Source organism: Mycobacterium alsense (assembly GCF_002086635.1).
In the GTDB taxonomy this organism is placed as follows: Bacteria; Actinomycetota; Actinomycetes; order Mycobacteriales; family Mycobacteriaceae; genus Mycobacterium; species Mycobacterium alsense.
On the sequence record NZ_MVHD01000012.1, the window covers coordinates 91,566 to 118,494 of the forward strand.

A 26,929-nucleotide genomic window follows, 5' to 3' on the forward strand; every position below is an offset into this window, starting at 1 on the left:
GGCGGCCCCGCGTGTCACCTAGCTCATCACGACGCAGGCGAAATTCGTCCTTCGGAGGCGGCAGCACAATTGTCTTGCTTTTGGCGTCGGCGATCTGCGCGTCGGCATGGCCCTGGTGGTGTGGCACCTACATCGCCGTCCACCTAGGCGCCGGCAACCCATCCGCGGCGCGCTCGGCTGTCGGGTGGGTGTTCGAACTGTCGTGGCTTGCATTCCTGGCCGTAGCATTCGTCGGTTGGGTGGTCCCCAACTCTCAACGGGCTGACTCGAACTCGCCGACTGACGTCGCAGAGAGGCGGCCGCCTCTCGGCGTCAAGCCGCGTCGTCGCTACCCGGCAATTCCCTGCGCGCGTCTCACGACCAGCAACACTCCGTTCCCGGCGGAACAGGCGATCTTCACGGTCGTAGATCTGGAGACGACCGGCCTCAATCCCGAGACTGACCGCATCGTTGAGATCGGACTCGTCAAGTTCTCGGCCGACGGACGAACCATCGACGAGTTCGCCACGTTGGTGAACAATCCAGGCTCGAGCCGAGAAGCAATCGGCGTGCACCGCATCCTGGACAGCGATCTCGTCGGCGCGCCGCCCATCGAAGACGTGCTCCGAGAGGCCTTCTCCTTTATTTCGGGGACGGTGCTGGTCGCCCACAACTTCGCATTCGAGGGGGGCTTTCTCTCGGTCGCCGCGTGGCGGGCAGGGATCCGCCTCCCGGACGCAGTCGGCGTCTGCACGTTGGAGACGTGTCGGCGCCATCTCGACGGCCGAGCTTTTGGCTTGCCAGCGATGTACAAAACCGCGACTGGCGAATGGGCACATCACGGCCACACGGCATTGGGTGACGCCCGCGCGGTAAAAGAGGTTCTGCTCTGGCTCCTGCGCAACGCGCCGTCTCCTCTCTACTTCACACAGGAACCGCGCGTCGCTGCGCCTTCACCGGTGCTCGATACCTGCCAGATCAGCTGCCGCCCAGTTCCTCTCGTGCGCGCATCAATGGCCGACCTTCTGGCCTCTTTTCCTCAATCAACGAGAACCCGGAGGGGCGATCCACGCGCAATCCAGAGCTACCGGACGCTGCTCGACCAATCCGTCCACGACGGTCGGCTCACGATGCAAGAGGCCTCCGATTTGGCCCGACTAGCCATGGCGACCGGCGTGACGGGTACCCGGCTTCGGCAGATTCATCGGCAAGCTTGGGACACCGCCTTCGCCGAAGAGAAGGATAGGCCGTGGGCTGCCTTGACGCCGCTGCGACGCCGAGAGATGTACCTGCTGGCCGATGCCCTGGGCCTGACGGACCTGGCATCAGACGTTAATGCCGTGATTGCCGCATGCTCGGAACCCGAACCCCCACCCGAGGCGCGATACCTCCGCGCGCTTCGAGTGGCAATTGTCGGTGAAGATCCCGAGATTGTCGCGCTGCGTGAACGCGCGGAATCCCATGGTGCCAAGCTCGCCGTGCACGTCACGAAAACCGTTCAATGGCTTGCCACTACCACGCCCGGGTCGAGCGACGCCCGACACACGTCCGCCCGCAAACTGGGCATCCCGATCCTTGATCCTTCGCACGCGTCGGTTCGGCTTAGCGAAGCGATTCGCGAAGCCGAGCGGAAAGCGTCTGCGCGCCAGCGGGAATTAGATGAGTTCGCCGCTGCGCGTCACCAGCGCGAGACCGAGGCTGACGCCTACTGGCGACCCGTCTGGAGAAAGTCGGAACTCGTGGGAGACCTCGGGGGGTGAAGCTGGTGTCGCATTGCGAGCCGTACACCCATCGCGACGTCTACGCCGGCGCAGAATGGCGCATACCAGTTCGGCAGTCTGGTGGTGTTCGCATCGTCGGTGAATGCGGCGTCATAGATCGCGTGCGCGACCCAACCGGCACCGAGCAGCCGCTGCGCCCGGTTGTTGGGCATGCTCGCCGCCGATGCCGCCGCAGCACAGGCCCCTATCAGCGTTACGGCCTCGCGTTTATCGATGCCCAGGCGCCGCCGCGACAGCGGGTAGACGGCCGCAGCCCCGATCAGGCCCCAGGCCGCCGTTGGAGTCCGCAGGCTCGGTCGTAGGTGAGTAACCGTTTCGTCGGCGGCAAGGGCTAAACGCGGCTCCGGCAGCGGCTGCGGCCATCCCGAAAGCAAGAGAGTTGACTGTCACATCCTTACCTTTCCGCTCGTCGCGGCCAGAGATCCGGACGAGGTCGCGCCTCAACCTGCAGATGCTACAAAATGCAAATAATTTGCGCCGCGCGCCGCGGTGAGCAATGGTAGCGCCGGCATCTGTTGCCGCAGAATGTCTTTCGCTCCGGTCCTTTCGATAATTTCTGACTGGTTTGTTTGAAGATTGAGAATCTGCCGACGGCCACGCTTCACCCCCATACCCAGAAGGTGGGAATGCACGTAGGCTCATTCGAGCAAATTTGACCCGTCTCGAAAGGGGCCCGCAGTGAACTGGACGACTGTCGCGGGGCCGCTAATTACCTGTGCCATCGCCGTCGCCGCCTCCACCGCCGCCGAGCCGCCGGTGGCGCAGGCGAAGAACGGCGACACCCACATCACCGGGCAGGGCGTGGAGCAGACGCTGGACTGCAACGATGCCACCCTGATCGTCAACGGCACCTCGAACGTCATCAACGCCAAGGGCAACTGCTGGGCTGTGACGGTCATGGGATCGGGCAACACCGTCGTCGCCGACTCCGTCACCCACGACATCACCGTGTACGGCTACGACCAGACGGTGTTCTATCACAGCGGCGACCCGATCCTCTGGGATCGCGGGCGCGAACTGGGCATGACCAACCGGCTCCAGCAAGTGGGCTGAGGGACCGCAACCACCCGAAGGGAGTCGAGGATCAATGCGCGATCACTGCACCGACAGCCCGTCCCGGCTGGCCGCACTCGCCCTAACCGGCTTTCTCGTCGCCGCCGCGGGTGTCGGCGTGGTATCCGCGCCGCGCGCGTGGGCCGGCGACGCGCCGATCGGCCACATCGGAGACACCCTGCGGGTGGACACCGGCACCTACATCGCCGACGTCACCGTCAGCAGTGTGACCCCCTGCGACCCGCCCCCCGGATTCGGCTACACCCGCAGCGGCGTCCCGATCAAAAGCTTCCCCGGCAGCACCCCCAACCGCGCCGACGTGACGGTCCATGCGATCCGGGTGCCCAACCCGCACATCATGGCGACGGACTTCAGCTTCGACGGCGTGACGCCGTTCGCCGACGCCTACAAACCACGGGCGTCCGATGCGCCCGACGCACTGGACAACGTGCTCGTCAACGCGCCGAACGGGGCAATCGTGCGCGGCGAAGTGTATTGGGACGCCTACCGCGACCCGGTTTCCACCGTGGTCCTGCTGGACAAGAAGACGGGTTATCACCTGGCCCAGTGGAATCTCTGACGCTGCCGCTAGGTTTCGCACGGCGGGGCGCCCAAAACCGTCTGTCGCTGCTAGGTGGGCACAACAAATGCCGACTCCTGCAGGGACGCATGGGGCGCATGTGCCCATGGGTCACGCTATGGCGTATCGCGGCGGGCGATCTGCGTGGGCTTGGCGTCGCGCCAGTCCTCGACGTCGGGCGGCAGGCCGACCGCGTACCTGTTCTCGTTGTGCGCGGCCCAGTGCGCGTGGCCCAGCTCGTGAATGTGGAACGCGTGCCGCAGCGCCTCGGTGAATCCCATCGCGTCGGAGGCCGCGTTCACCGAGTCCTTGACGAGCAGCGCCGCCATCGTGGGCCGATCGGCGATGCGCCGCGCGAATTCCAGCGTCTTGTCCGCGAGCTCGTCGACGGGGAACACCTTCGACACCATGCCCAACCGGTAGGCCTCGTCGGCGTCCAGCGCATCGCCGGTCAACAGCAGCTCCTTGGCCTTGCGAGGCCCGAATTCCCAAGGGTGGGCGTAGTATTCGACGCCCGGCATCCCCAGGCGCACGGCCACGACGTCGCTGAACTTCGCGTTGTCGGCCGCCACGATCAGGTCACAGGCCCAGATCAGCATCAGGCCCGCCGAAATCGCGTTGCCCTGCACCTGGGCGATGGTGATCTTGCGCAAATCGCGCCAGCGGCAGGTGTTCTGGAAGAAGTAGTGCCACTCCTGCAGGTAGATCTTCTCCGCGATGGGATCGCGGGTCCCGCCGTTGATGCGGAAGCTGGGCAGCTGGCTGCGCTCCGCGATCGCCAGCTCCGACCCGAGGTCGTGGCCGGCGGAGAAATTCTTGCCGCGCGCCGCCAGGATCACCACCCGCACGGTGTCGTCGGCCTCGGCGCGCAGGAAAGCCTCGTCGAGCTGGATCAGCAGGCCGCGGCTCTGCGCGTTGTGGGCGTCGGGCCTGTTCAGCCAGATCCGCGCGATGCGACCCTCGTCGAGGGTTTCATAGGTCACCAGCGCCCCGGCGTCGGCCGCGTCAGAGCCGGCCTGCGCGCCGGCTTGGTCGGAGAGTGTCATTCCGCCCACCTCGTTCGTCGTCAGATCCGCGTGGTTTACACATTACGGCCCGTCTGTAAGCGGGTCGCTCTCGGGTCACGCGCTTGGCCTACAGTTATGTCATGCCTACGAAATCTGACCCTGGCGAACTTGGCGACGTCGAGCCGCTGGCCGACAGCACCGCGCGCCAGGCGAGGCGAGTCGTCGCCGCCTATGCGACCGACGCCGACGAGTGCCGCGTTTTCCTGTCCATGCTCGGTATTGGGCCGGCAAAGCACGACACCTAAATGGCTTCCAAGGGAGGCCAGAAGCCGAAGAACACCCGCTTCGGCGATTCCGACTTCGTGGTGGTCGCCAACAGGCTGCCGGTCGACCTCGAGCGGCTTCCCGACGGCACCACCGGGTGGAAGCGCAGCCCGGGGGGTTTGGTCACCGCGCTGGAGCCGCTGTTGCGCCGCCGCCGCGGCGCCTGGGTCGGCTGGCCGGGGGTCGCCGATGACGACGACGACCTCGACTACGAGCCCGTCGCGCAGGACGACCTGCACCTGCACCCCGTACGGCTGACCACCGACGACGTCGCCGAGTACTACGAAGGATTCTCCAACGCCACGCTGTGGCCGCTGTATCACGACGTCATCGTCAAACCCATCTACCACCGCGAATGGTGGGACCGCTACGTCGATGTCAACCGCCGCTTCGCCGAGGCCACGTCGCGCGCGGCCGCGCGGGACGGGACCGTGTGGGTGCAGGACTACCAGCTGCAACTGGTGCCGGCGATGCTGCGCGAACTGCGGCCCGACCTGACCATCGGCTTCTTTCTGCACATCCCGTTCCCGCCGGTGGAGCTGTTCATGCAGATGCCGTGGCGCACCGAGATCGTCGAGGGCCTGCTCGGCGCCGACCTGGTGGGCTTCCATCTGGCCGGCGGCGCCCAGAACTTCCTGTTCCTGTCGCGGCGGTTGATCGGCGCCAACACCTCCCGGGGATCGGTCGGGGTGCGATCACGCTACGGCGAGGTGGACCTCGGGTCGCGCACGGTCCGGGTGGGCGCCTTTCCCATTTCGATCGACTCCGCCGACCTTGACCGCAAGGCCCGCCACCGCGACGTCCGGCGCCGCGCGCGGGAGCTGCGCGCGGAGCTGGGCAACCCCCGCAAGATCCTGCTCGGCGTGGATCGGCTCGACTACACCAAGGGCATCGACGTTCGCCTGAAGGCCTTCTCCGAACTGTTGGCCGAGGGCCGCGCCAAGCGCGACGACACCGTGCTGGTTCAGCTGGCGACCCCGAGCCGCGAACGCGTCGAGAGCTACCAGACCCTGCGCAACGACATCGAACGCCAGGTCGGCCACATCAACGGCGAGTACGCCGAGGTGGGTCATCCGGTGGTGCACTACCTGCATCGTCCCGTACCCCGCGACGAACTCGTCGCGTTCTTCGTGGCCGGCGACGTCATGCTGGTCACCCCGCTGCGCGACGGAATGAACCTGGTGGCCAAGGAGTACGTCGCGTGCCGCAGCGACCTCGGCGGCGCGCTGGTCCTGTCCGAATTCACCGGCGCCGCCGCCGAACTGCGGCAGGCGTACCTGGTGAACCCGCACGACCTCGAAGGGGTCAAGGACGCGATCGAGGCGGCGCTCAACCAGTCGGACGAGGAGGGCCGGCGCCGAATGCGGTCGCTGCGCCGCCAGGTGCTCGCCCACGACGTCGACCGCTGGGCGCGGTCATTCCTCGACGCCCTCGCGGAGTCGCATCCGCAGCGCGCTGGTTAGCGGCATTTGGCGCGCCAAAACCCATGGCATTTCGAATGAAACGCTGTGATACTCGATGCAGCATGAATGGAGGGATGTCGTGAACCTTCGTCGCGGACTCGCCGCCGGGGCCGGAATCTTTTCGGCCATTGCTATCGGTGTAGCACTGGAATCCGGCACGCCGGCGCATGCGGTCGCGCCACCAGCGGACGGCAATTACTCCTTCAACCAGGACGGCGTGTCCGGCGTGACGTGGCAGATCAACGCGCTCTGCGATCAAGTGAACGGGAGCCGCTATTACAAGGACTACGACAACCCCGACATCATGGCGAACTTCTGCATCTTGAACATCGCCAGCTACACATCGGAGAAAATCTCCGCCGCGGACAAATTGCAGAACTATGCCGGCCGGGCACGACTGGTCAGCCAACGCTGGACGTTCCAGATCGACAAGCCCGACGGCGTGTCGTGCCCGGGCGGCGGGACTGCGGCATCCACTGAGACTTACGCTTTCGATAACGAGACGCTCGCCGGGACGCACACCACGTTGCATGGCGCCGAATGCGGCTTGGAGCCGTCGATGAGCAAGCAGCCGTTTTCGTTGGCACTCGCCGGTCCGCCGCCGAGTCCCGCCGAACGTTATCCCTTGCGATGCAACGACATTGCGATGTGCTTCTGATCGAAAGCGAGACGCAGCGGCCCGTCTAGATCGGCGTGATGTACGCGATCAGCCATTTGTCGCCGGCCTTCTTGAAGTCCACGCGCAACCGACTGCCGTCGTAGAGCGGTTGGCGGGACTTATCGGTCACGGTGCGGTTCAAATAGACCATCACCGAGGCGGAAGTCCGCTTCGCCGTCATAACCCCGGCGCCCACCACGTTCGCCTGGACGACGACCTCGCGCTTCTTGGCCTCCGGGATAATCTGCGCGTTGGCGCTCCTCTGGAACTCCTGACGATACTCAGGCGTCAGCAGCGGATACGCCTCGGCGAGGCTACGCTCAACGGTCTGGTAGTCGTAGGCGAAGACAAGGGGAATCTCCTTAGCCGCCAGCTGCGGCAACACGGCACGCGCCTGCTGTTCGGCGCGAGTCTCCGCGCGATCCCAATAGAACCAGCCGGCGGCCGCGGACAATCCGATGACGCCGGCGACCGACAGAGAGCCGACGACGGCGATCAACCACCTCGAAAACCGAGGCCATCGCATCAGTTGCCCCCGTCTGGATATTTCAGGTCGTAGCCTGTCATGTGCCCGGCCTCGTCCTCATGGACGATGACCCGGAGCCGATACGGCATGGACGGCTTGTTGGTTCCGTCGATGTCGGCAACCGTAACCCGCACCGACACGAGCACGGATGCGTTGTCGGTAACCGAATCGATGCCCTCGAGGGCGGCGCCGTTGATGACGGCTTCCGACGTCGCGTTGGTGGAGCGGAACAGCGCCTTGAGATTCTCAATGTTGTTGTTGGCGCCGAGCATTCCGCGCAGCGGGCCGCTGGTGGCGTCGTAGAAGCGGTTCACGCTCTCGTCGACGTTGTCCTGCTTGTAGCTGAACATATTGACCACCATCTGCGTCGCGGTGTCGACGAAACGCTGGTCGCGCGCTTGCTGCGCATTGGCGTGGCGTTGCTGCATTACCAAAAAAGCCAAACAGCCGGCCAACCCACCGATCGCCAACAGCGCGACTGCAAACGCGACGCATCCGACTAGAAGCCGGTGAGCCTGCCGCCGCGGGGGCGGCTTCACGGGTTTGACGGCCTTGGCCGACGTCGCCGGTTTGGGCGCGGCCGGAACTTCGGCCGTAACCGGAACGACTCCCCGGGACTCGCCCGTCGCCGGGCCGGCCGCACGAAATGCCCGGCGACGGACACGCTGCGTCGTCGTGTGTTCCTCAGTCACAACATCGCCAATCAAAGAGGCCTTGGGTCGAGCATCAGGTCCACCCAGTTCTCGGCGCTCGACGCGCCGGTGGCGCCGGCCGCGAACATACCAGGGCCGCCTGCGGGATCCACAAAGGCGCCGGTGCGCTGGTCGTAGGTGGTGTAGGCCGGGCCGCTGGCCTGCGGCTGCGGGCCCTGTGGCGGCCCCCACGGCTTCTCCGGTCCCGGACCCACCGGCGGAGGATTAATCCCCTCCGGCGGAGGCGGCGGCGGCAGCCACTTGGGGTACGGCAGCTGCGGTGGCAGCGGCGGGTATCCCGGAGGATTCCACGACGGGTTACCCGGCGGCGGCCCGCTGTCATTGGGCGGCGGCGGAACAAACGCCGGCTGATGTGGCGCCGGCCCGGGCCCAGGCATCACGCCGGGCGGGGGTGGCCCGACAATGGGCGTGCCGGGATCGGGATCGGCACCCGGCGGAATATATGGGAACTTGTTGGGCGGCAACGTGTTCAGCCCGTTGGTCACCGGCGTGTCGTAGGGGACGGGCGGCCCGCGCCACGGGTTGCGGCCAACCGGCACAAAGCCCTTCGGGTCACGGCACAGCTGGATTGTGGGCGCCCGTTTTCCCGGGAACTCCTGGCACGGATAGTTGCGGGCACCGCGTACGGTGCTCGGATCGTTTTGGGCGGCCTTGCAATACATGTCCTTGGGTAGCTCGCGCAACGTCTCGTCGGCCGGCGTGCGCTGTAGTGGCGGGGGCAGGAATCCGACGGAGCACGGCGGCGGATCGTTGAGATCGATTTTGAAGTCCAGCTTGGCGCCCTCATCCTGGGGAGTACCGCCAGCCGCGGTGACGATCGCCGCAAACAACGCGGGCAGGACGACCAGGAGCTGCTCGATCGACTTGTGGTAGATGACGCCCACCCGGCCCAGGTTGGCCAGGCTGGCGGCCAGCGCCGGAAACGACGGACGGATGCCGGAGAACGCGGTGCTGGCCTCATCGGTCGCGTCCGGGGCGGTGGCCAGCGTCGACCGCAGCTGGGGGTCGGCCTGATGCACCTCGGACGTGAAGCGCGCCAACCCATCCGACAGCGACTTGATGTCGGCGCCGGCGCGAATCTGTGCCCGCAGGAACGGGCCGGCCTGGTCGATCAGCTGCGAGACCTGCGGATAATTGGCATTGGCCTCGTCCACCAGTACGCGGGCGGACTCGATCAGCCGGGCCAGCTCGGGACCCGAACCGTTGGCCGCGATGAACGTCTCGTGCAGCAGTTCGCGCAGCCGGGTGTCGCCGAGGCTGTTGACGAGAGTCTCGGACTGCTTCAGTAGCGCCGCGACATCCTGGCCGATCCGGGTATTCCGCCGATCGATCCGGGATCCGTTGTGCAGCTTGGCCGAAGACGGCGTGCCCGGCGGCACCAGATCGATGTATTGCTCACCGACGGCCGATACGCTCTTCACGGTGGCGGTGACGTTCGACGGAATGGGAGTCTCGCTGTTGAGCCGCATTTTGGCGACGACGCCGTTGGGGCTCAGCCCCACCGACTCCACCCGACCGACCGCGACGCCGCGGTAGGTCACGTTGGCGTTCTTGTATAGCCCGCCGCCGGCGACGAAATCGGCGCTGACGCCGTAGGTCCCGATGCCGAACGTGGCGGGCAGGCGCAGATAGAAGATGGCGGTCACGCTCAGCGTGAGTGCGGTGATGACCGCGAAAATACCGAGCTGGACCCTGGTCAGTTTGTCGAGCATCTGCGGCGCCCCCTACTGCCCCTCGGAACCCGAAGCCGTGCCGGGCGGAATCTTGAAGGGGTCGGCCGCCTGTCCGGAAAGGTTGGCCAGTTCGCCGGTCAAGAAATCGGGCGGGTTGAGGATCTCGTTCATGTGCATCATGTTCGGATCGAGTGCATACGATGTCGTGAAGAAGGTCTCGCCAAGGCGGCGCAGGGTGAGGTCGAAGGTGGTGAACACGTTCAGGTAGTCGCCACGCACCGCCTGCTTGATGCCCCAGTTGGGGAACGGGAACGTCAGCAGTATCTGCATCGACGTAACGAAGTTTTTCCGGTTGTCGCTCAGGGCTTTCGCAACCGAGTACAGGCCCTTGACGTCTTCGGCGAAGTCCGTCTTGGTTTCGGCCAGCACGTGCGAGGTCACCCTCGCAAGCTTTTTCAGCGCGGCGAACGCGTCGACGATGTGGCCCCGGTTCTTGTTGAGCACGCCGATCGCCGCGGGCAGCGTGTCCAGTGCCCGACCCAGGTTGACCTTGTCACGCGCCAGCGTGGCCGAGAATCGGTTCAATCCGTCGACCGCTGCGATGATGTCGTTGACCTGCCGGTTGAGCCCCGCCGTCAGCTCCGCCAGCCTGGGGATCAGGTCGACGAATTGGTCCTGGCGTCCGGCGAAGGCCTGATAGCTCTCGTTTGTAATGTCTTCCAGCGCCCCGAGATTGCCCTTGTTGACGACCACGCCCAAGGCTGAAAGCACCTCTTCGGTGGTGGGAAATCGGCCGGTGCTGGACTGCGCAATTTTCGATCCATTGACCAGCCTTCCGGTCGCCGGCTTGCCCTTGGGCGCTGCCAGGTCGATGTGCAACGAACCCAGCAACGAGGTCTGGGCGACGGTCGCGGTCGCGTTTGCCGGCAGTACCACATTCTTGTTCAGCGCCAGTTTCACTGCCGCATAGAAGGATCCGTCGGCCCGCTGCTCGGCCGAGATGCCCGAGACACTGCCGATGGTGACGTCGTCGACCATGACCGGTGAGTTCTGCGGCAGGGTCGCCACGTCGGGCATTTCGACGGTGATCGTGTATGCGCCACTGCCGTGACCGGCCGTACCGGGCATCGAAAGTGAGTTCAAACCGTTGAATTGACAACCGGCCAGCAGCGCACTGCCCACCGCTAACACGCTGCCGCGCAGCCAGATTCGCCTCATCCGCCACCGCCCAGGTCGGCCGCCGGCGCGGGGGGCGCCTGGTTCGGCGGAGGGCCGGGCAGCGGTCCGAACGCGTTCCCGGGACCGGGGTTCGCGGCGGTCGGCGCCGGGCCCGGCGCGGGGCCGGTCTGCGGTGCCGCCGGGACCAGCAGGGCCTGCAGATCCGTCGGGTTTTGCGCGCCGGGCGACGAGGTTTGCGCACCCTTGGCCGGTATCCAGGTCAGCTCGGGAAGGGGCGTTTGCGCCTTGGCCTGGGTCTCCGGGGTGTCGTAGATGATCTGGCCTTTGTACGCGGTAATCGTGTTGAGCGGGTGGAACATCACGGGCGGGTAGTTCACCGCGAGCCTGCGCAGCACCGGGCCCAGCCGCTCCCGGCAGATCTCGGCGCGCTTGAAGTACTCGGGCGCCTTGGGTCCGGCAGGCGTTTCGAAGGACCCCCCGCAGAGGAACTGCACCGGGTTTGAGAACTCGGGTATGGACAACAGGCCGTTCAACGTGCCCTGCGCCGGGTCGTAGATGTTGTAGAAGTTGGCGATGCCGGGACCGGCCACGTGCAACACCTGCTCGATGTTCTCGCTCTGGTCGCTGAGCGTCTGCGCAAAGTCGTTGAGCTTGTTGACCGTATCGACGATCGTCGAGTTGTTTTCGTGCAGGAAACCGCGAATATCCGACAGGGCCGTATTGAGCGTGCCCAAGGTGTTGTCCAGGTGGCGCGAGGTGTCGGCGAGGACCTGCGACACCGATGCGACGTTGCCGGCGAACTGCACGATCTGTTCGTTGCTTGCCGACAGCGCGTTCACCAGCACCTGCAGATTCTTGACCGTGCCGAAGATGTCGCCGCGCGAATCCCCCAGCCGTCCGGCGGCTTGCGAGAGTTCCCGCAGCGCGTTGTGGAAGGAGTCGCCCTTCCCGTCCAGCGTGTCGGCAGCCTGATTGATCGCGGCGCCCAATGGGCCCTGGCCTTGTCCTGCAGCGGGACTCAATTGGACGGCAAGTTGGGTGAGCGACTCTTTCACTTCGTCCCATTCGACCGGGACGGCGGTGCGGTCAAGGTCGATGCTCGCGCCGTCGGGCAACGCGGGCCCGCCGGTGTATGCCGGAGCGAGCTGGATGAACCGGGCCGACACCAGGTTTGGCGACATGACGACGGCCTTGACGTCCTTCGGGATCTTCACGTCCTTGGACACCGACATGGTGATCTTCACGTCGGAGGGCCGGGGCTCGATCGTGTCGATCGAACCCACCGGCACCCCGAGGATGCGGACCTGGTCACCGGGATACAGGCCGACAGCGGACGCGAAGTAGCCGATGACGGTGCGGTTATTGCCCTGCGACGACAGCACATACACGCCCCCCACCAACATCGCCACCAGCGCGATGATGATGGTGTAGCGCAGCCCCCGGCTGCCCGCGATTCGCTGCATCATGGTGACTTCGGCCTGATGATCCAGCGTTCTTGAATCAACCCGCGCAGGTAGTCGGCGAGGCTGGCCGGCAGCTTGCCGGGCTGGTAGAAGAAGTCGAACACCATCGCAAGCATCGGCGCGGGTAGCACGCTGTAGACGTTCACGTTGAATCCCGGTCCGGAGCCAACGACTTCGCCCAGCGTCGTCGCGTACGCGGGCAGCCGCTTGAGCGCCTCGGTGATGTAGTCCCGGCGCTCGTTGAGGTTGGCCAGCACCACGTTCAGCTTGCTCAGGGCGGGGCCGAACTCCTTGCGGTTGTCGGCGACGAAGCCGGAAATCTGCTGTGACAGGTCGTCGATGCCCGAGATCAGCTGGCCGATCGCGGCGCGGCGCTCGTCGAGCGCGGCGAACAACTGGTTGCCATCGTCGACGAGCCTGTTGACCTGGCCCGCCCGCTGCGACAGCACCGCCGTCACCGACTTGGCGTGCGCCAGCAGGCCCTGCAGCGCCTCGTCGCGGCGGTTCAGCGTGCGCGACAGCGACGTCACCCCGTCCAGGGCCCCGCGCAATTCGGGCGTCGCGTCGCGCAGCGTATCGGTCAGGACGTTGAGGGCCTGATCGAACTGGGGCTTGTTCAGATTGCTTGCGTTTTGGCCGAGGTCCTCGAGCGCGCCGGCGAGCGTGTACGGCGTGGTGGTCCGGCTGCGCGGGATGGTGGTCGCGGTGCCGCCACCGCCGGGAGTCACCGCAATGGAACGCTCACCGAGGATGGTGTCGGTGCGGATCGCGGCCAACGACTGGTCCCCGACCCGGACGTGCCGGTCGACGCTGAAGGTCACCTTGGCGCTGTCCCCCGCCAGTCCGACGGACTGCACCTTGCCGACCTTGAAGCCCGACACGTAGACGGCGTTGCCGGGCGTGATGCCGCCGGCGTCGGCGAAGTACGCGTCGTAGGTCTTACCCTGCGGCCAGAACGGCAGGCCCGCGTACCCGAACGCGATCAGCACGACGCAGACCACCAGCACCACACCGAAGATGCCGGTGCGCAACGGGTCCGGTTCACGCCGCTGCGTGCTTGGCACTCCTCCCTCATTTGGCAAAAGCGCACCTCCCCTTGCTGGGGTCCAATTGGCCACCCATCGGAATCCGAATGTCACCGCCGGCGGGTCCGTTGATCTTGATCGTCACCGAGCAGAAGTAGATGTTGAAGAAGGCTCCATAGGCGCCGAGCGCGGACAGCCGCAGGTAGTCCTCACCCAGTTGCTCGATGTCGTTGTTCACCTCGTCCTTGCGGCGGTCCAGCTCGGTGGCCAGGGGCCGGGTGTTTTCCAGGACGCCCTGCAGTGGCCGGCGCGAATTCTTCAGCAGCTCAGTCAGATCCGTCGCCGTCGACGCCAGCGGCGGGATCGCGCCCGCTATCGAGTCCTTGTTCTGGGCCAGCCCGGTGATCAGCTGCTGCAGCTGGTCGACGCTGGCCGAGAACTGCGCGCTCTTTTGATCGACGGTGCCCAGCACCGTGTTGAGGTTGGTGATCGTGTCGCCGATGAGCTGGTCGCGCTTACCCAGCGCCGACGAGAAGGCGCTGGTGTCGGCCAGCACGTTGGACAGCGCGCCGCCCTGGCCCTGCAACAGCTGGATGACCGCGCTGCTGATGGTGTTGACCTTGTCGGCGTCCAGGCCTTTGAGCACTGGCCGCAGCCCGCCCAACAGGGCATCCAGGTCCAGCGCGGGCTGGGTGTGCTGGGAGTTGATGGTGCCCCCCGCCGGTAGCTTACGCAGGTCCCCCGGCCCGGACGTGATCTCCAGAAAGCGGTCGCCGACCAGGTTCTCGTACCGAATCACGGCGCGTGTCGACGAGTACAGCGTGTAGCGCCGGTCGACCCCGAACTTCACGTCGACGGTGTTGTCCGGGTTGAGCTTGATGCCGGATACCGAACCCACCGGCACACCGGCGATGCGCACCTTCTGGCCGGCCTTCAGCCGCGATGCGTCGATAAAGGTTGCGTGATAGGCGTTTTCGGCGCCGAACCGGAAGTCACCGAAAACCACCACCAGGCCCGCCGCCACCAGCAGCATCACCACCGCGAAGATGCTGACCTTGATCACCATCGACCGGTGCGAAGGCATTCCCGAAACCGCCATCAGAAGTCGTCCCGCTCCGCAAACGCGCCGTGGAACAGGAACTGCAGCGTGGAGGGCGCGTCGAACTGCACCTCCGTGAACGGTTCGTACGGGATGTTGGCGTTGTCGGTGACCAGGAACGGGGAGCGGAAAAACGACCCGCCGTGCTGCTTGCTCGGAATGTCCGGCAGCCCCCGGCAGTTCGGGCCGCCCGACGCGTTGACGATCGGAAGGCTCTCGGGATACGTATACGACGGCGCGCCCAACACGAAGCTCGACGATGTGAACAGGCCCGCCTTGTTGCCACCGAGCAACGGCGCGAATTCCTTGATGCCGCGATCGATCCCCGCGAAGATGCAGCCAAGTTCGGGCGAGTAGTCGTGGGCCACCTTGATCGGGGCGCGCAGCCGGTTGATCGCGTCGATGAAGTTCTGCTCGCCAGGCTCCAGCGTCTCGTAGGCATTGTTGGCGAGGCCGATCGCCGCCAGCAGGGTGTCGTTGAGATTCTTCTGTTGGTCGACGACCGTCTTGTTGATCGTGGGCAGGTTGTCGAAGGCGGTGTTCAGGTCTGGGGCGGCGTCGGCGTAGGTCTCGGTGACGATGCCGGCCTTGCGGAAGTCCTGCTGCAACGCGGGCAACTTCGGGTTGGATTGCTGCGTCAGCGTATTCAGTCCGGCCAGCAGCGAGCCGAAGTCGTCACCATGGCCGCGCAGCCCTTCGGCCAGCGCGCTCAGGGTCCCGTTCAGCTCGACCGGGTCAACCTTATGCAGGAGATTCATCAGCGACTGAAATAACGTGTTGACCTCGAGCTGCACCGCCGACGCCTGCACGTGCGCGTCCGGTCGAAGCGAGGTCGGCGAAGGCGCCTGGGGCGGAATGAATTCCACCGACTTGGCGCCGAAGATGGTGTTGCCCGCGATGTGCACGGTCGCGTTGGAGGGAAGGAAGTGCATCTGGTCGCTGTTGATGGCCAGCGTCAGCCTGGCCTGGTCGCCGGAGTAGTCGATGCCGGTGACCTTGCCGATCTGGATGCCGCGGTACTTGACCTTGGCGCCCTTGTCCATCACCAACCCGGCGCGCGGCGACGAGACGGTGACGGTGTCGGTCGAGGCGAAAGCCGCTGTGTAGGAAAGGTACGTCACGGCGGCGAAGGCCACAATCAAAGCGGCCAGCAGCGCTGCTGCCAGCCGGACCGTTGACCGTCGCGAAACGCCTTGTGCCATATTCTTTGCGGGCCCCTTACCCAGAAAGATTGAAGTTGCCGGACGCGCCGTACACGGCGAGTGAGATGAACAAGGTGATGACGACGACGACGATCAGCGAGGTCCGCACGGCCTGGCCGACCGCTATGCCGACGCCTACTGGACCGCCAGATGCGTTGTAGCCGTAATACGTATGGACCAGCATGACCGCGATCGACATCACGATGGCCTGCAGGAACGACCACAACAGGTCCGACGGTATGAGGAAGGTATTGAAGTAGTGGTCGTAGAGCCCTTTCGACTGCCCGTTGATGTACACCGTGGTGAAGCGGGCGGCGAAGAAGGCCGCGAGCACCGACAGCGAATAGAGCGGGATGATCGCGATCAGGCCGGCGATCAGCCGGGTGGACACCAGGTAGGACACCGAATGCACCGCCATGCACTCGACGGCGTCGATTTCCTCCGACACCCGCATGGCGCCCAGTTGGGCAGTGGCGCCGGCGCCGATGGTGGCCGCCAGCGCGATGCCGGCGATCACCGGCGCGACAATGCGGACGTTGAGGAACGCCGACAGGAATCCGGTGAGCGCCTCGATGCCGATGTTGCCCAGCGACGAGTAGCCCTGCACGGCGATGACGCCCCCGGAGGCCAGCGTCAGGAAGGCCGCGACGCCGACCGTGCCGCCAATCATTACGAGCGCCCCCGCGCCCAGCGTCATCTCGGCGATGTTGCGGATTGTCTCCTTGCGGTACCGGGTGAGCGCGTTGGGGACGTAGCGCAGGGTCTCGCCGTAGAACAGCGCCTGTTCGCCGAAGTCGTCAATCGGCCCCTGCAGCCTTGCTGCCAGGTTGCGGAGCCGATAGGTGACGTCGTAGCTCATGGCCCGCTCATTTGGCCGTAATCCGCACGCCGATGGCGGTCATCACCACGTTGATGACGAACAGGCAGATGAAGGCGTAGACGACGGTTTCGTTGACGGCGTTCCCGACGCCCTTGGGCCCGCCCTTGACCGTCAGGCCGCGGTAACACCCGACCAGCCCGGCCATCACGCCGAACAGCAGCGCTTTGACTTCGGCCAGGACCAACTCGCGCAGCCCGGTGAGCACGGTCAGCCCGTTGATGAAGGCGCCCGGGTTGACGCCTTGCAGGAAGACGGAAAACACGTAGCCCCCGGAGAGGCCGATGGCGCACACCAAGCCGTTGAGTAGCAGCGCGACCACCGTGGAGGCCAACACGCGCGGCACCACCAGCCGCTGGATCGGGTCGATGCCGAGCACCCGCATCGCGTCGATCTCCTCGCGGATGGTGCGCGCGCCCAGATCGGCGCAGATCGCGGTGGCGCCGGCGCCGGCCACGACGAGCACGGTCACCACCGGGCCCAGCTGGGTGATGGTGCCGAATGCCGTTCCCGCGCCCGACAAGTCGGCCGCGCCGATTTCGCGCAACAGGATGTTGAGGGTGAACGCCACCAGGACGGTGAAGGGGATGGACACCAGCAGCGTCGGCACCAGCGACACGCGCGCGATCATCCAGGTCTGCTCGAGGAACTCACCCAGTTGGAATGGCCGACGAAAAGCGGCACGCCCGGTGTCGATCATCATCTCGAAGAACCCACCGACCGCGCGAGCGGGAACCGCAAGCTGTTGGATCAACTCCGTTGCCCCCCTCTGCGGCTCGCGGCGAAGCCTTGATGTCGCCTTCATGTCGTCGTCGGTCAGTGCTGGCTCCGTGTGAGCCGGCTCATATTAACCCAGAAGAACTTCGCGGTGTCAATGAACACCATTTCTGTATCCGAACCGTTAATTTGTCCAGGTCAGAGGTAGTGCTATTGCTTCAATCTGAAACAAGTTCTATTTGCCGTTTCCCCCGCAAACGACCTATCTCGATACTCATTGCTCCATCAGGTGAACGGCGGAAAAATTCCGCTCCGGATCACGTCCAGCAAAGTATTCCTGGAGCGCGCCACTGAGCTGGCCGGGCTCCCACGCCGGCCCGTCCGCCTCGAATCGGTGCTCGGCGGTCGGCGCGGCGACCAGCGTCACCTGCGGGCCGTAAACGATGAACACCTGACCGTTGACTTCCGCGGCGGCCGGCGAGGACAAGAACTTGACCAGGTTCACCACGTGCTCGGGCGACAGGGGGTCGACGCCGCCCGGTTCGATCTCCGGCGCCGCGCCGAACACGTCGGCCGTCATCGCGGTGCGCGCCCGCGGGCAGATCGCGTTGGCGCACACCCCGTAGCGGCCCAGCGCCCGCGCGGCCGTGAGCGTGAGCGAAATGATGCCCGCCTTGGCCGCGCCGTAGTTGGCCTGCCCCACCGGTCCCACCAGCCCGGCCTCCGAGGCGGTGTTCACGATCCGGCCGAAGACGGTGCCGCCGGCCTCTTTGGCCTTGGCCCGCCAGTAGGTAGCGGCGTTGCGCGTCAGCAGGAAGTGTCCGCGCAAATGCACCGCGATGACGAGGTCCCATTCCTCGTCGGACATGTTGAACAGCATCCGGTCGCGGGTGATGCCGGCGTTGTTGACCACGATGTCCAGCCCGCCCAGCCCGTCGGCGGTGGCAACCAGTTCGTCGGCCGTCGAGCGCTGGCTGATGTCCCCGGCCACCGCGACGGCCTTCGAACCGGTCGCGTTGATCTCGTCGACGACGTCGGAGGAGTCCAGCGCCGCGGCGAGGTCGTTGACGACGACGGTGGCGCCCAGCCGGGCTAAGCCGAGGGCCTCGGCGCGACCCAGCCCCGCGGCCGCACCGGTGACCACCGCGACCCTGCCGGACAGATCGGTCGCGTTCGTGCTGCTAGTCAATTTATGAATACCTCTAGTCTGGTCAGTCTTCGCGCAGGAGGGCCGCGCGCGGGCACTCCGCGATCGCCTGCTCGGCCAGCTGCTCCCGGTCGGGCGGAATCGGATCGGTCTTCACGACGGCGTAGTCTTCGTCGTCCAATTCGAAGATGTCGGGTGCGATTCCCATGCACACCGCGTTACCTTCACAACGATCACGATCGACGATCACCCGCACGGCACCCTCCTCGAGCCTGGCTTAGGGCCTGAGCACCCGCCCCATCGGCCCTCGGCTAAAACTAGCTACACCATAGAGGCCCGATGCCTCAGGGGGAATGGTCGCTGGATTCCCAGACTAGAACGTGTTACAACCGGGGTGGCGAACGGGTAGCCGTTGGTCGAGTTGCAGCGTGTCAGGTGAACCGGAGGGCGGCGGGAATGCGCATCAGTTACACCCCTGAACAGGAGGAGCTGCGTCGCGAACTGCGGTCGTACTTCACCAAGCTCATGACGCCCGAGCGTCGCGAGGCGCTGACCTCGACGCAGGGCGAGGTCGGGACCGGCACCGCGTACCGCGACACCGTCGCGCAGATGGGCAAGGACGGGTGGCTCACCCTGAACTGGCCCAAGGAGTACGGCGGCCAGGACCGCTCCCCCATGGACTCGCTGATCTTCACCGACGAGGCCGCCGTCGCCGGCGTGCCCGTGCCGTTTTTGACGATCAACAGCGTGGCGCCGACGATCATGGCTTTCGGCACCGAGGAACAGAAGAAGTTCTTCCTGCCCAAGATCGCGGCGGGCGAGTTGCACTTTTCCATCGGCTACTCCGAGCCCGGCGCCGGCACCGACCTGGCCAACCTGCGCACCACCGCGGTTCGCGACGGCGACGACTACGTGATCAACGGCCAGAAGATGTGGACCAGCCTGATCGCCTACGCGGACTGGGTCTGGCTGGCCGTGCGCACCAACCCCGAGGCCAAGAAGCACCGCGGCATTTCGATGCTGGTCGTCCCGACGACCGCCGACGGCTTCTCCTGGACCCCGGTGCACACCATGGCCGGTGTGGACACCAGCGCCACCTATTACTCCGACGTGCGCGTCCCCGTGACCAACCTGATCGGGGAGGAGAACGGCGGCTGGAAGCTGGTGACCAACCAGCTCAACCACGAGCGCGTCGCCCTGGTGTCTTCACAGCCGATCTTCCTGGCGCTGCAGGAGGTGCGCGAGTGGGCGCAGAACACCAAGGACGACGGCGGCGCCCGACTCATCGACTCCGAGTGGGTGCAGCTCAACCTGGCCCGCGTGCACGCCAAGGCCGAGGTTCTCAAGCTGATCAACTGGGAGCTGGCGTCGTCGTCCAGCGAGACCCTGTCTCCGGCGGACGCGTCGGCCGCCAAGGTGTTCGGCACCGAGCTGGCCACCGAGGCCTACCGGCTGCTGATGGAGGTGCTGGGCACCGCGGCCACGGTGCGCCAGGATTCGCCGCACGCGCTGCTGCGCGGCCGGGTCGAGCGGATGCACCGCGCGTGCCTGATCCTGACGTTCGGCGGCGGCACCAACGAGGTGCAGCGCGACATCATCGGGATGGTCGCGATGGGACTGCCCCGGGCCAACCGCTGAGCCGCTCTATATATAAGGACGAGAATTCATGGACTTCACCACCACGGAAGCCGCACAGGACCTCGGCGGCCTGGTCGACACCATCGTCGACTCGGTGTGCACCCCGGAGCACCACCGCGAGCTGGACGGGCTCGACCACCGGTTCGACCGGGCGCTGTGGGGCAAGCTGGTCGATTCCGACATCCTGACCAGCGCGGCCCCGGCATCGCTGGGCGGCGACGGCTTCGGCGTCCTCGAACAGGTGGCCGTGCTGGTCGCGCTGGGCCACCAGCTGGCCGCGGTGCCCTACCTGGAGTCGGTGGTGCTGGCCGCCGGGGCGCTGGCCCGGTTCGGCTCCGAGGAACTGCAGCAGGGCTGGGGCGCGCCCGCGGTGCGGGGCGAGAAGGTCCTGACCGTCGCGCTCGACGGGGAGATGGGCGAGGGGCCGGTGCGGGCCGCCAAGGCCGGGGACGGCTACCGCCTGACCGGGACCCGCACCCAGGTCGGCTTCGGTCCGGTCGCCGACGCGTTCCTTGTTCCCGCCGAAACCGATTCCGGCACGGCCGTTTTCCTGATCGCCACCGACGACCCCGGGGTCGCGGTGACCGCGCTGAAAACCACCGGCCTGGGCAGCGTGGGGCACCTGGCGCTGGAGGGCACGACGGTGGACGCCGGGCGAAAGGTCGGTGGCGCCGGCGGCGCCGTCGCCACCTGGCTCGACACGCTCGCCACCCTGGGCCGCAGCGCCTTTCAGCTCGGGGTGCTCGAGCGGGGCCTGCAGTTGACGGCCGAGTACGCCCGCACCCGTGAGCAGTTCGACCGCCCGATCGGCAGCTTCCAGGCGGTGGCGCAGCGGCTGGCCGACGGTTACATCGACGTCAAGGGATTGCGGTTGACGCTGACCCAGGCGGCCTGGCGGGTGTCCGAGGAGATCCCCGCCGAGATCGACGTCGCCAGCGCGGGGTTTTGGGCCGCCGACGCCGGGCACCGGGTGGCGCACACCATCGTCCATGTGCACGGCGGCGTCGGGGTCGACACCGATCACCCCGTGCACCGCTACTTCCTGGCCGCCAAGGAGATCGAGTTCGCCCTGCGCGGTGCGACCGGGCAGCTGCGCCGGATCGGGCGTGAACTGGCGGAAACCCCTGCCTAGCCCGGGCGATCATGCTTAGCGGCGCGACCGACCTCACGGTCACCGATCTGCTGGTGCCGCTGGCCGAGATCGACGACCGCGGCATCTATTTCGAAGACTCGTTCACCAGCTGGCGCGATCACCTTCGCCACGGCGCCGCGATCGCGGCGGCCCTGCGCGAGCGCCTCGACCCCGCCAAACCGCCGCACGTCGGGGTGCTGCTGGAGAACAGCCCGTTCTTCTCGGCGATGCTGGTGGCCGCGGGGATGTCCGGCATCGTGCCGGTGGGGCTCAACCCGGTGCGCCGCGGCGACGCGCTGGCCCGGGACATCGCCCACGCCGACTGCCAGGCGGTGCTGGCCGACTCGAAATCCGCTGCGCCACTGGGCGATATCGAGCACGTGAACGTCGACTCGGCCGCCTGGGCCGACGAGCTGGCCGCACACCGCGACGCGGAACCGCGCTTTGGGTCCGCATCGCCCGCGGACCTGTTCATGCTGATCTTCACGTCGGGCACCAGCGGCGAGCCGAAGGCGGTCAAGTGCAGCCACGGCAAGGTGGCGATCGCCGGGGTGACGATGACGCAGCGTTTCGGCCTCGGCCGCGACGACGTCTGCTACGTGTCGATGCCGTTGTTCCACTCCAACGCCGTGCTGGTCGGCTGGTCGGTGGCCGTGGCGTGCCGCGGTTCAATGGCGTTGCGGCGCAAGTTCTCCGCGTCCGGCTTTTTGCAGGACGTCCGGCGCTACGGCGCCACCTACGCGAACTACGTGGGCAAGCCGCTGTCGTATGTGCTGGCCACCCCGGAACGCCCCGACGACGCCGACAACCCGCTGCGCGCGGTGTACGGCAACGAGGGCGTGCCGGACGACATCGACCGCTTCGCCCGCAGGTTCGGCTGCGTCGTGCAGGACGGGTTCGGCTCGACCGAAGGCGGGGTGGCGATCGCCCGGACCCCCGACACCCCGCCCGGCGCGCTGGGGCCGTTGCCGGACGGCATCGACATCGTCGACCCCGACACCGGCGAACCGTGCCCCGCGGGGGTGGTCGGCGAGCTGGTGAACACCGCCGGACCGGGCCGCTTCGAGGGCTACTACAACGACGAGGCCGCCGAGGCCGAGCGGATGGCCGGCGGCATCTACCACAGCGGCGACCTCGCCTACCGCGACGAGGCCGGCTACGCGTATTTCGCCGGGCGCCTTGGCGATTGGATGCGCGTCGACGGCGAAAACCTCGGCGCCGCCCCGATCGAGCGGGTGCTGCTGCGCTACCCCGACGCCACCGAGGTGGCGGTGTACGCGGTGCCCGACCCGGTCGTCGGCGACCAGGTGATGGCCGCGTTGGTCATGGCCGACGGTGCCGAGTTCGACCCCGGAAAGTTCCGGGCCTTCCTGGCCGAGCAGCCCGACCTGGGGCCCAAGCAGTGGCCGTCGTACGTCCGGGTCAGCGCGGAGCTGCCGCGGACGGTCACCTTCAAGGTGCTCAAGCGGCAGCTGTCGGCCCAGGGTGTCGACTGCGGTGATCCGGTGTGGCCGATTCGCCGGTAGCGCCACCGGTACCCACCGGGATCTCAATCTCGATGTATTAGCCGGAAACCCGGGATGTGCTGCGGGTGCCGAGATACGATCCGGTCCTACTCATTGCAGCGATGGTGGCGTACTTGCTTGTCTCACCGGAACAGTTGACCTCGGTGGCCGCCGATGTCGGGCGCATCGGCGACTCGCTCGCCGCCGGAAACGCGGCGGCGGCGGCCACCACGACGACGGTGATGACCGCGGCAGGCGACGAGGTGTCGGCGGCCATCGCCGCGCTGTTCTCCCAACACGCCCGCGGTTATCAGGCGCTCGCCGCCCAGGCCTCGTCTTTCCACAGCCAGTTCGTCCGGGCGCTCGGCGCGGGCGCGGGGTCCTACGTGGCCGCCGAGGCGGCCAACGTCGCGCCCCTGCGGTCGCTCATCACCGCGGCCGCCGCGCCCGCGCAGTCGCTGCTGTCGCGGCCCATCATCGGCAACGGCGCGAACGCGACGACAGCGGGCGGCAACGGCGGGGACGGCGGGTGGTTGTTCGGCAATGGCGGCAACGGCGCGGCCGGCCTGCCGGGACAGCCCGGCGGCAACGGCGGGTCGGCCGGGCTGTGGGGCAGCGGCGGCGCGGGCGGCGCGGGCGGCGACGGCGGCGCCCGTGGCGGCAACGGCGGCAACGGCGGGTGGCTGTTCGGGGCGGGCGGCGCCGGCGGCATCGGCGGTACCGGCGCGGCCGGCGGCATCGGCGGGACGGGCGGCAACGGCGGCAACAGCGCGTGGCTGATCGGTGGCGGCGGCGCCGGCGGCCCGGGCGGCCAGGGCGGGGCCGGCGGCGGGACTGGAGGCAACGGAGGCAACGGCGGGAACGGCGCGCTGCTGATCGGCGCCGGCGGGGCCGGTGGACCGGGCGGGATCGGCAGCCCCGGCACCGGTGGCGGCGCCGCCGGCGACGGCGGCAACGGCGGCAACGGCGGCGCGGGCGGTTGGTTCATGAACGGCGGCGACGGCGGAGCCGGCGGCCAGGGCGGCGACGGCGCGGCCGGCGTCGACTCGTCGGACCCCGCTGTGGTCGGTGGTCTCGGCGGCAACGCCGGCAACGGCGGCAACGGCGGCGCCGGCGGCACCGGCCCGGTGCTGTTCGGCCACGGCGGGGCCGGCGGGCTCGGCGGCCAGGGCGGCACCGGCGGTCACGGCGGCCCCGGGGGTGACGGCGTCACCGTGCTCGGCCAGGGCCTCGGCGGCAACGGCGGCAACGGCGGCAGCGCCGGGGCCGGCGGCCCCGGCGGCGGGCCCGGGCTGCTCGGCAGCGCCGGCCTGCCCGGTGGCGTCGGCGCCGGCGGCACGGGTGGCACCGGCGGCACCGGCGGCACCGGCGTGGACGGCGCCACCGCTGTCGGCGCCGGCAGCCCCGGCAATCCCGGCTTCCAGGGCGGCCAGGGCGGCACCGGTGGCCAGGGCGGGGCGGCCGTCCCGGGCGGCGTCGCCGGGAACGGGGGCGCCGGCGGCGCGGGCGGCCACGGCGGCAACGGCAGCAACGGGATCGACGCCGGCGGCAACAGCAACACCGGGGGCCGGGGCGGCGATGGCGGGCAGGGCGGCGCGCCCGGCGGCGGCGGCGCGGCCGGGCCCGGTGGCGGTGGTAACCCGGGCAGCGCGGGCGCCGGCGGCGACGGCGGCAACGGCGGCAAGGGCGGCAACGGCAGCCCGGGCCTGAACGGCACCGACAACACCGGCACCCCCAACGCCGCCGGCGGAGACGGCGACCCGGGCGGCGGCGGCGGCGCCGGCGGGCACGGCGGGAAGGCGGGCGGCCCCGGCGGGACCGGCGGAACCGGCGGCAACGGCGGCAACGGCGCCGCCGGCGGCGCCGGCGGCCACGCGGGCGACCTCAGCACCAACAGCCCCGCCGGCGGCCAGGGCGGCAAGGGCGGCGACGGCGGCGCGCCGGGCGCGGGAGGGGCCGCCAACGGCGGCACAGCGGGCAGCCAGGGCGTCGGCGGAAACGGGGCGGCCGGCGGCGCGGGCGGCCAGGGCGGCAGCGGCGTCGCCGGCGCCGACGACCTCGCGTCCGACGGCCAGTCCGGCGGCAACGGTGTTGCCGGCGGCCAGGGCGGCCGCGGCGGCGACGGCGGCCTCGCCGGTGCCAACGGCGGAACCGGCGGCAACGGCGGCGCCGGCGGCCAGGGTGGCGCCGGCGGCGGGGGCGGCCAGGGCGGCGGCGGCGTGGCGGGCACGGCCGCGGCGCCCGCCGGCGGCCAGGGTGGTTCCGGCGGCGCCGGAGCAGGCGGCGGCAAGGGCGGCGACGGAGGCAACGCCGGCGGCGTCGGCGGCGTCGGTGGCCAGGGCGGCCAGGGCGGTGCGGCCGGCGGCGGCGGCAAGGCCGGCGACGGCGGCGCCGGTGTCACCCCGGGCGCCGGCGTGACGACCGCGCCGGACGGCGGCCAGGGCGGAACCGGCGGGCAGGGCGGTCAGGGCGGCGCGGGCGGCCAGGGCGGCGGCGCGGGCGCGGGCGGTCAGGGCGGCCTCGGCGGCACCGGCGGCGCCGGCGGCGATGGCGGGGCCGCCGGCAAGGGAGGCACCGGCGTGCAGGGCAACAACACCGCGGCACCCGGATCCGGCGGCGCCGGCGGGACCGGCGGCGACGCCGGAAAGGGCGGCGGCGGCGGCCAGGGCGGCACCGGGGCCACCGGCGCGCCCGCGGGCAACGGCGGCCAGGGCGGCAGGGGCGGCAACGCCGGCAAGGGCGGCGACGGGAACACCGGCGCGGCGGGCGGCAGCACGGCCACTCCCGTCCCACCCGCCGGGAATGGCGGCGCGGGTGGCGACGCCGGCCAGGCGGGGGCCGGCGGGGATGGCGGCACCGGCGGAGCCGGCCTCAGCGGCGGCAACGGCGGCACGGGCGGCAACGGCGGCAACGGCGCCGACGGCGGGGCCGGCGCCAAGGGCTCCGACGGCATCAATACCGTCGACCCGAACTTCGGGGCGACCCCTAACGCGGGCGCCGGCGGCGCCGGCGGCAACGGCAGCAACGGCGGCGCGCCCGGCAACGGCGGGGCCCCTGGCGGGGCCGGCAACACCGGCGCGCGGGGCACCGGCGGCGACGGCGGCAACGGCGGAAAGGGCGGTGCCGGCGGCAAGGGCGCCGACGCGGTCAACACGCCGATCCCGACCACGGTCGGACAGGCCGCAACGGGGACCGCCGGCAGCCCGGACGGCACGACCCCGACCGGGGGCGCCGGCGGACCGGGCACGCCCGGCAGCCCGACCAGCGGGCCGCCTCCCCCTAGTCAGATCCAGCAGGGTGGCGACGGCGGCGCCGGCGGCGCCGGAACCAACAGCGCCAACAACGGCACCGCCACCGGCGGTCGCGGAGGCGACGGCGGCCAGGGCAGCATCTTCGGCGGCCCCGGCGGCAACGGCGGCACGGGAGGCAACGCGTCGGAATCCGGCACCAGCGGGGTCGCCCACGCCGGTGACGGCGGCACCGGTGGGGAGGGCGGACAATTCGGGGCCGGCGGCAACGGCGGCACCGGCGGCAACGTCACGGCCGGGTCCGCGGGCAGCACGGCCGGTGACGGCGGCGCGGGCGGCAACGCCACCAACGGCACCACTACCGTCGACCAGCAGCCCGTCACCGGCGGTAGCGGCGCCGCCGGCGGCAAAGGCGGCAACGGCGGCAACATCGTCGGCGCCGGCGTCACGGGCACCGCCGGCGACGGCGGCCACGGCGGGAACGGCAACGACGGCTCCGTCAACGCGGGCGCCGGCGGCAGGGGCGGAGACGGGGGGCGCGCGGGAGACGGCGGCCTCAACGGCGGCAGCGGCGGCACCGGCGGCGACGCCGGGGCCGGCGGCGCGGGAGGCAAGGGCGCCACCGGGGGCGTCGGCGGCGCGGGCGGAAACGGCGGCACCCTCCAAGGTGGCGCGACCGGCACCGCGGGCAACGGCGGCGCCGGCGGCGACGGGGGCACGGGGTCCATCGGCGGCGTCGGCGGGGGCGGCGGCACCGGCGGCGCCGGCGGCCAGGGCTTCGGCGGCGGAACCTCGGGCAACGGCGGAGCCGGCGGTGTGGGCGGCACCGGGGGCGACGGCGGAACCGGCGGCGACGGCGGCGACGGCGGCGACGGGGCCGTCCAGGGCGGCGACGGCTCGGGCGGCCAGGGCGGCACCAGCGGCGCCGGCGGGGCGGGTG

General features: G+C 68.9%; 23 protein-coding genes. 10 read left to right on the forward strand and 13 right to left on the reverse strand.

Annotation, left to right across the window (positions count from 1 at the left end; genetic code table 11):
- Positions 1-80 precede the first annotated feature (80 nt).
- The 3 genes from BST11_RS09940 (at position 81) to BST11_RS09950 (ending at position 3,393) form a co-directional block, all read left to right on the forward strand.
- Complete coding sequence (locus tag BST11_RS09940) at positions 81-1,739, forward strand: 3'-5' exonuclease (protein ID WP_158086783.1); 1,659 nt, start codon at positions 81-83, stop codon at positions 1,737-1,739.
- A 699-nt stretch (positions 1,740-2,438) separates the two neighbouring features.
- On the forward strand, positions 2,439-2,813 hold the full coding sequence (locus tag BST11_RS09945) for a DUF3060 domain-containing protein (protein WP_083137796.1): 375 nt from the start codon (positions 2,439-2,441) through the stop codon (positions 2,811-2,813).
- 34 nt (positions 2,814-2,847) lie between these two features.
- A complete protein-coding gene (locus BST11_RS09950; RefSeq protein ID WP_083137798.1) occupies positions 2,848-3,393 on the forward strand; it encodes a hypothetical protein in 546 nt (181 codons plus the stop codon).
- Between the two features lie 116 nt (positions 3,394-3,509).
- Here the strand turns inward: BST11_RS09950 and BST11_RS09955 are convergent, their stop codons facing one another.
- Positions 3,510-4,439: an enoyl-CoA hydratase gene (locus BST11_RS09955; protein WP_083137800.1), complete on the reverse strand. Its 930-nt coding sequence runs from the start codon at positions 4,437-4,439 to the stop codon at positions 3,510-3,512.
- A 101-nt stretch (positions 4,440-4,540) separates the two neighbouring features.
- Between BST11_RS09955 and BST11_RS27930 the strand changes: the two genes are divergently transcribed.
- The 3 genes from BST11_RS27930 (at position 4,541) to BST11_RS09965 (ending at position 6,845) form a co-directional block, all read left to right on the forward strand.
- Positions 4,541-4,705 (forward strand): hypothetical protein, encoded by a 165-nt coding sequence (locus BST11_RS27930; protein WP_169834898.1) that lies wholly within the window; start codon positions 4,541-4,543, stop codon positions 4,703-4,705.
- Positions 4,706-6,187, forward strand: a complete 1,482-nt coding sequence (locus BST11_RS09960) for an alpha,alpha-trehalose-phosphate synthase (UDP-forming) (protein WP_083137802.1) — start codon at positions 4,706-4,708, stop codon at positions 6,185-6,187.
- 79 nt (positions 6,188-6,266) lie between these two features.
- Positions 6,267-6,845: a hypothetical protein gene (locus BST11_RS09965; RefSeq protein ID WP_083137804.1), complete on the forward strand. Its 579-nt coding sequence runs from the start codon at positions 6,267-6,269 to the stop codon at positions 6,843-6,845.
- A 25-nt stretch (positions 6,846-6,870) separates the two neighbouring features.
- On the opposite strand, the gene BST11_RS09970 is transcribed toward BST11_RS09965, so the two are convergent.
- The 12 genes from BST11_RS09970 to BST11_RS10025 all read right to left on the reverse strand — a co-directional run bounded on the left by BST11_RS09970 (position 6,871) and on the right by BST11_RS10025 (position 18,722).
- Positions 6,871-7,371, reverse strand: a complete 501-nt coding sequence (locus tag BST11_RS09970) for a mammalian cell entry protein (RefSeq protein WP_083137806.1) — start codon at positions 7,369-7,371, stop codon at positions 6,871-6,873.
- Positions 7,371-8,063: a mammalian cell entry protein gene (locus BST11_RS09975; protein WP_372509678.1), complete on the reverse strand. Its 693-nt coding sequence runs from the start codon at positions 8,061-8,063 to the stop codon at positions 7,371-7,373. Before BST11_RS09975 ends, BST11_RS09970 begins: the two co-directional genes overlap by 1 nt.
- Positions 8,064-8,074: 11 nt before the next feature.
- On the reverse strand, positions 8,075-9,796 hold the full coding sequence (locus BST11_RS09980) for a virulence factor Mce family protein (RefSeq protein ID WP_083137809.1): 1,722 nt from the start codon (positions 9,794-9,796) through the stop codon (positions 8,075-8,077).
- A gap of 12 nt (positions 9,797-9,808) precedes the next feature.
- The gene (locus BST11_RS09985; RefSeq protein WP_083137811.1) at positions 9,809-10,975 is read right to left on the reverse strand and encodes an MCE family protein; all 1,167 of its coding nucleotides are present in this window, start codon (positions 10,973-10,975) and stop codon (positions 9,809-9,811) included.
- Positions 10,972-12,402: a virulence factor Mce family protein gene (locus BST11_RS09990; protein ID WP_083137813.1), complete on the reverse strand. Its 1,431-nt coding sequence runs from the start codon at positions 12,400-12,402 to the stop codon at positions 10,972-10,974. The genes BST11_RS09985 and BST11_RS09990 overlap by 4 nt, the downstream gene beginning before the upstream one ends.
- Positions 12,399-13,463, reverse strand: coding sequence for a virulence factor Mce family protein (locus BST11_RS09995; protein WP_142276281.1), 1,065 nt, complete (start codon positions 13,461-13,463; stop codon positions 12,399-12,401). The genes BST11_RS09990 and BST11_RS09995 overlap by 4 nt, the downstream gene beginning before the upstream one ends.
- A 7-nt stretch (positions 13,464-13,470) precedes the next feature.
- Positions 13,471-14,523 carry a virulence factor Mce family protein gene (locus BST11_RS10000; protein WP_083137815.1) on the reverse strand — a complete coding sequence of 351 codons (1,053 nt, stop codon included), beginning with the start codon at positions 14,521-14,523 and terminating at the stop codon, positions 13,471-13,473.
- Positions 14,523-15,725 (reverse strand): MCE family protein, encoded by a 1,203-nt coding sequence (locus tag BST11_RS10005; RefSeq protein ID WP_083137817.1) that lies wholly within the window; start codon positions 15,723-15,725, stop codon positions 14,523-14,525. Before BST11_RS10005 ends, BST11_RS10000 begins: the two co-directional genes overlap by 1 nt.
- A gap of 16 nt (positions 15,726-15,741) precedes the next feature.
- Positions 15,742-16,584 carry an MlaE family ABC transporter permease gene (locus BST11_RS10010; protein ID WP_083137819.1) on the reverse strand — a complete coding sequence of 281 codons (843 nt, stop codon included), beginning with the start codon at positions 16,582-16,584 and terminating at the stop codon, positions 15,742-15,744.
- 7 nt (positions 16,585-16,591) lie between these two features.
- Complete coding sequence (locus BST11_RS10015) at positions 16,592-17,356, reverse strand: MlaE family ABC transporter permease (RefSeq protein WP_083137821.1); 765 nt, start codon at positions 17,354-17,356, stop codon at positions 16,592-16,594.
- A gap of 237 nt (positions 17,357-17,593) precedes the next feature.
- Positions 17,594-18,508, reverse strand: coding sequence for a 3-oxoacyl-ACP reductase (locus BST11_RS10020; RefSeq protein ID WP_083137823.1), 915 nt, complete (start codon positions 18,506-18,508; stop codon positions 17,594-17,596).
- A gap of 22 nt (positions 18,509-18,530) precedes the next feature.
- Entirely contained in the window at positions 18,531-18,722 is a 192-nt protein-coding gene (locus tag BST11_RS10025) for a ferredoxin (RefSeq protein ID WP_083137824.1), read from the reverse strand.
- Positions 18,723-18,922: 200 nt separating this feature from the next.
- On the opposite strand from BST11_RS10025, the gene BST11_RS10030 reads away from it, so the two are divergent.
- The 4 genes from BST11_RS10030 to BST11_RS10045 form a co-directional block, all read left to right on the forward strand.
- Positions 18,923-20,104, forward strand: a complete 1,182-nt coding sequence (locus BST11_RS10030; RefSeq protein ID WP_083137825.1) for an acyl-CoA dehydrogenase — start codon at positions 18,923-18,925, stop codon at positions 20,102-20,104.
- A gap of 28 nt (positions 20,105-20,132) precedes the next feature.
- Entirely contained in the window at positions 20,133-21,236 is a 1,104-nt protein-coding gene (locus BST11_RS10035; protein WP_083137826.1) for an acyl-CoA dehydrogenase family protein, read from the forward strand.
- An 11-nt stretch (positions 21,237-21,247) separates the two neighbouring features.
- Complete coding sequence (gene fadD17, locus BST11_RS10040; RefSeq protein WP_083137827.1) at positions 21,248-22,762, forward strand: long-chain-fatty-acid--CoA ligase FadD17; 1,515 nt, start codon at positions 21,248-21,250, stop codon at positions 22,760-22,762.
- A 104-nt stretch (positions 22,763-22,866) separates the two neighbouring features.
- Positions 22,867-26,929, forward strand: a 4,063-nt coding sequence (locus tag BST11_RS10045) for a PE family protein (RefSeq protein WP_083137828.1), incomplete at its 3' end; no start/stop codon positions are given.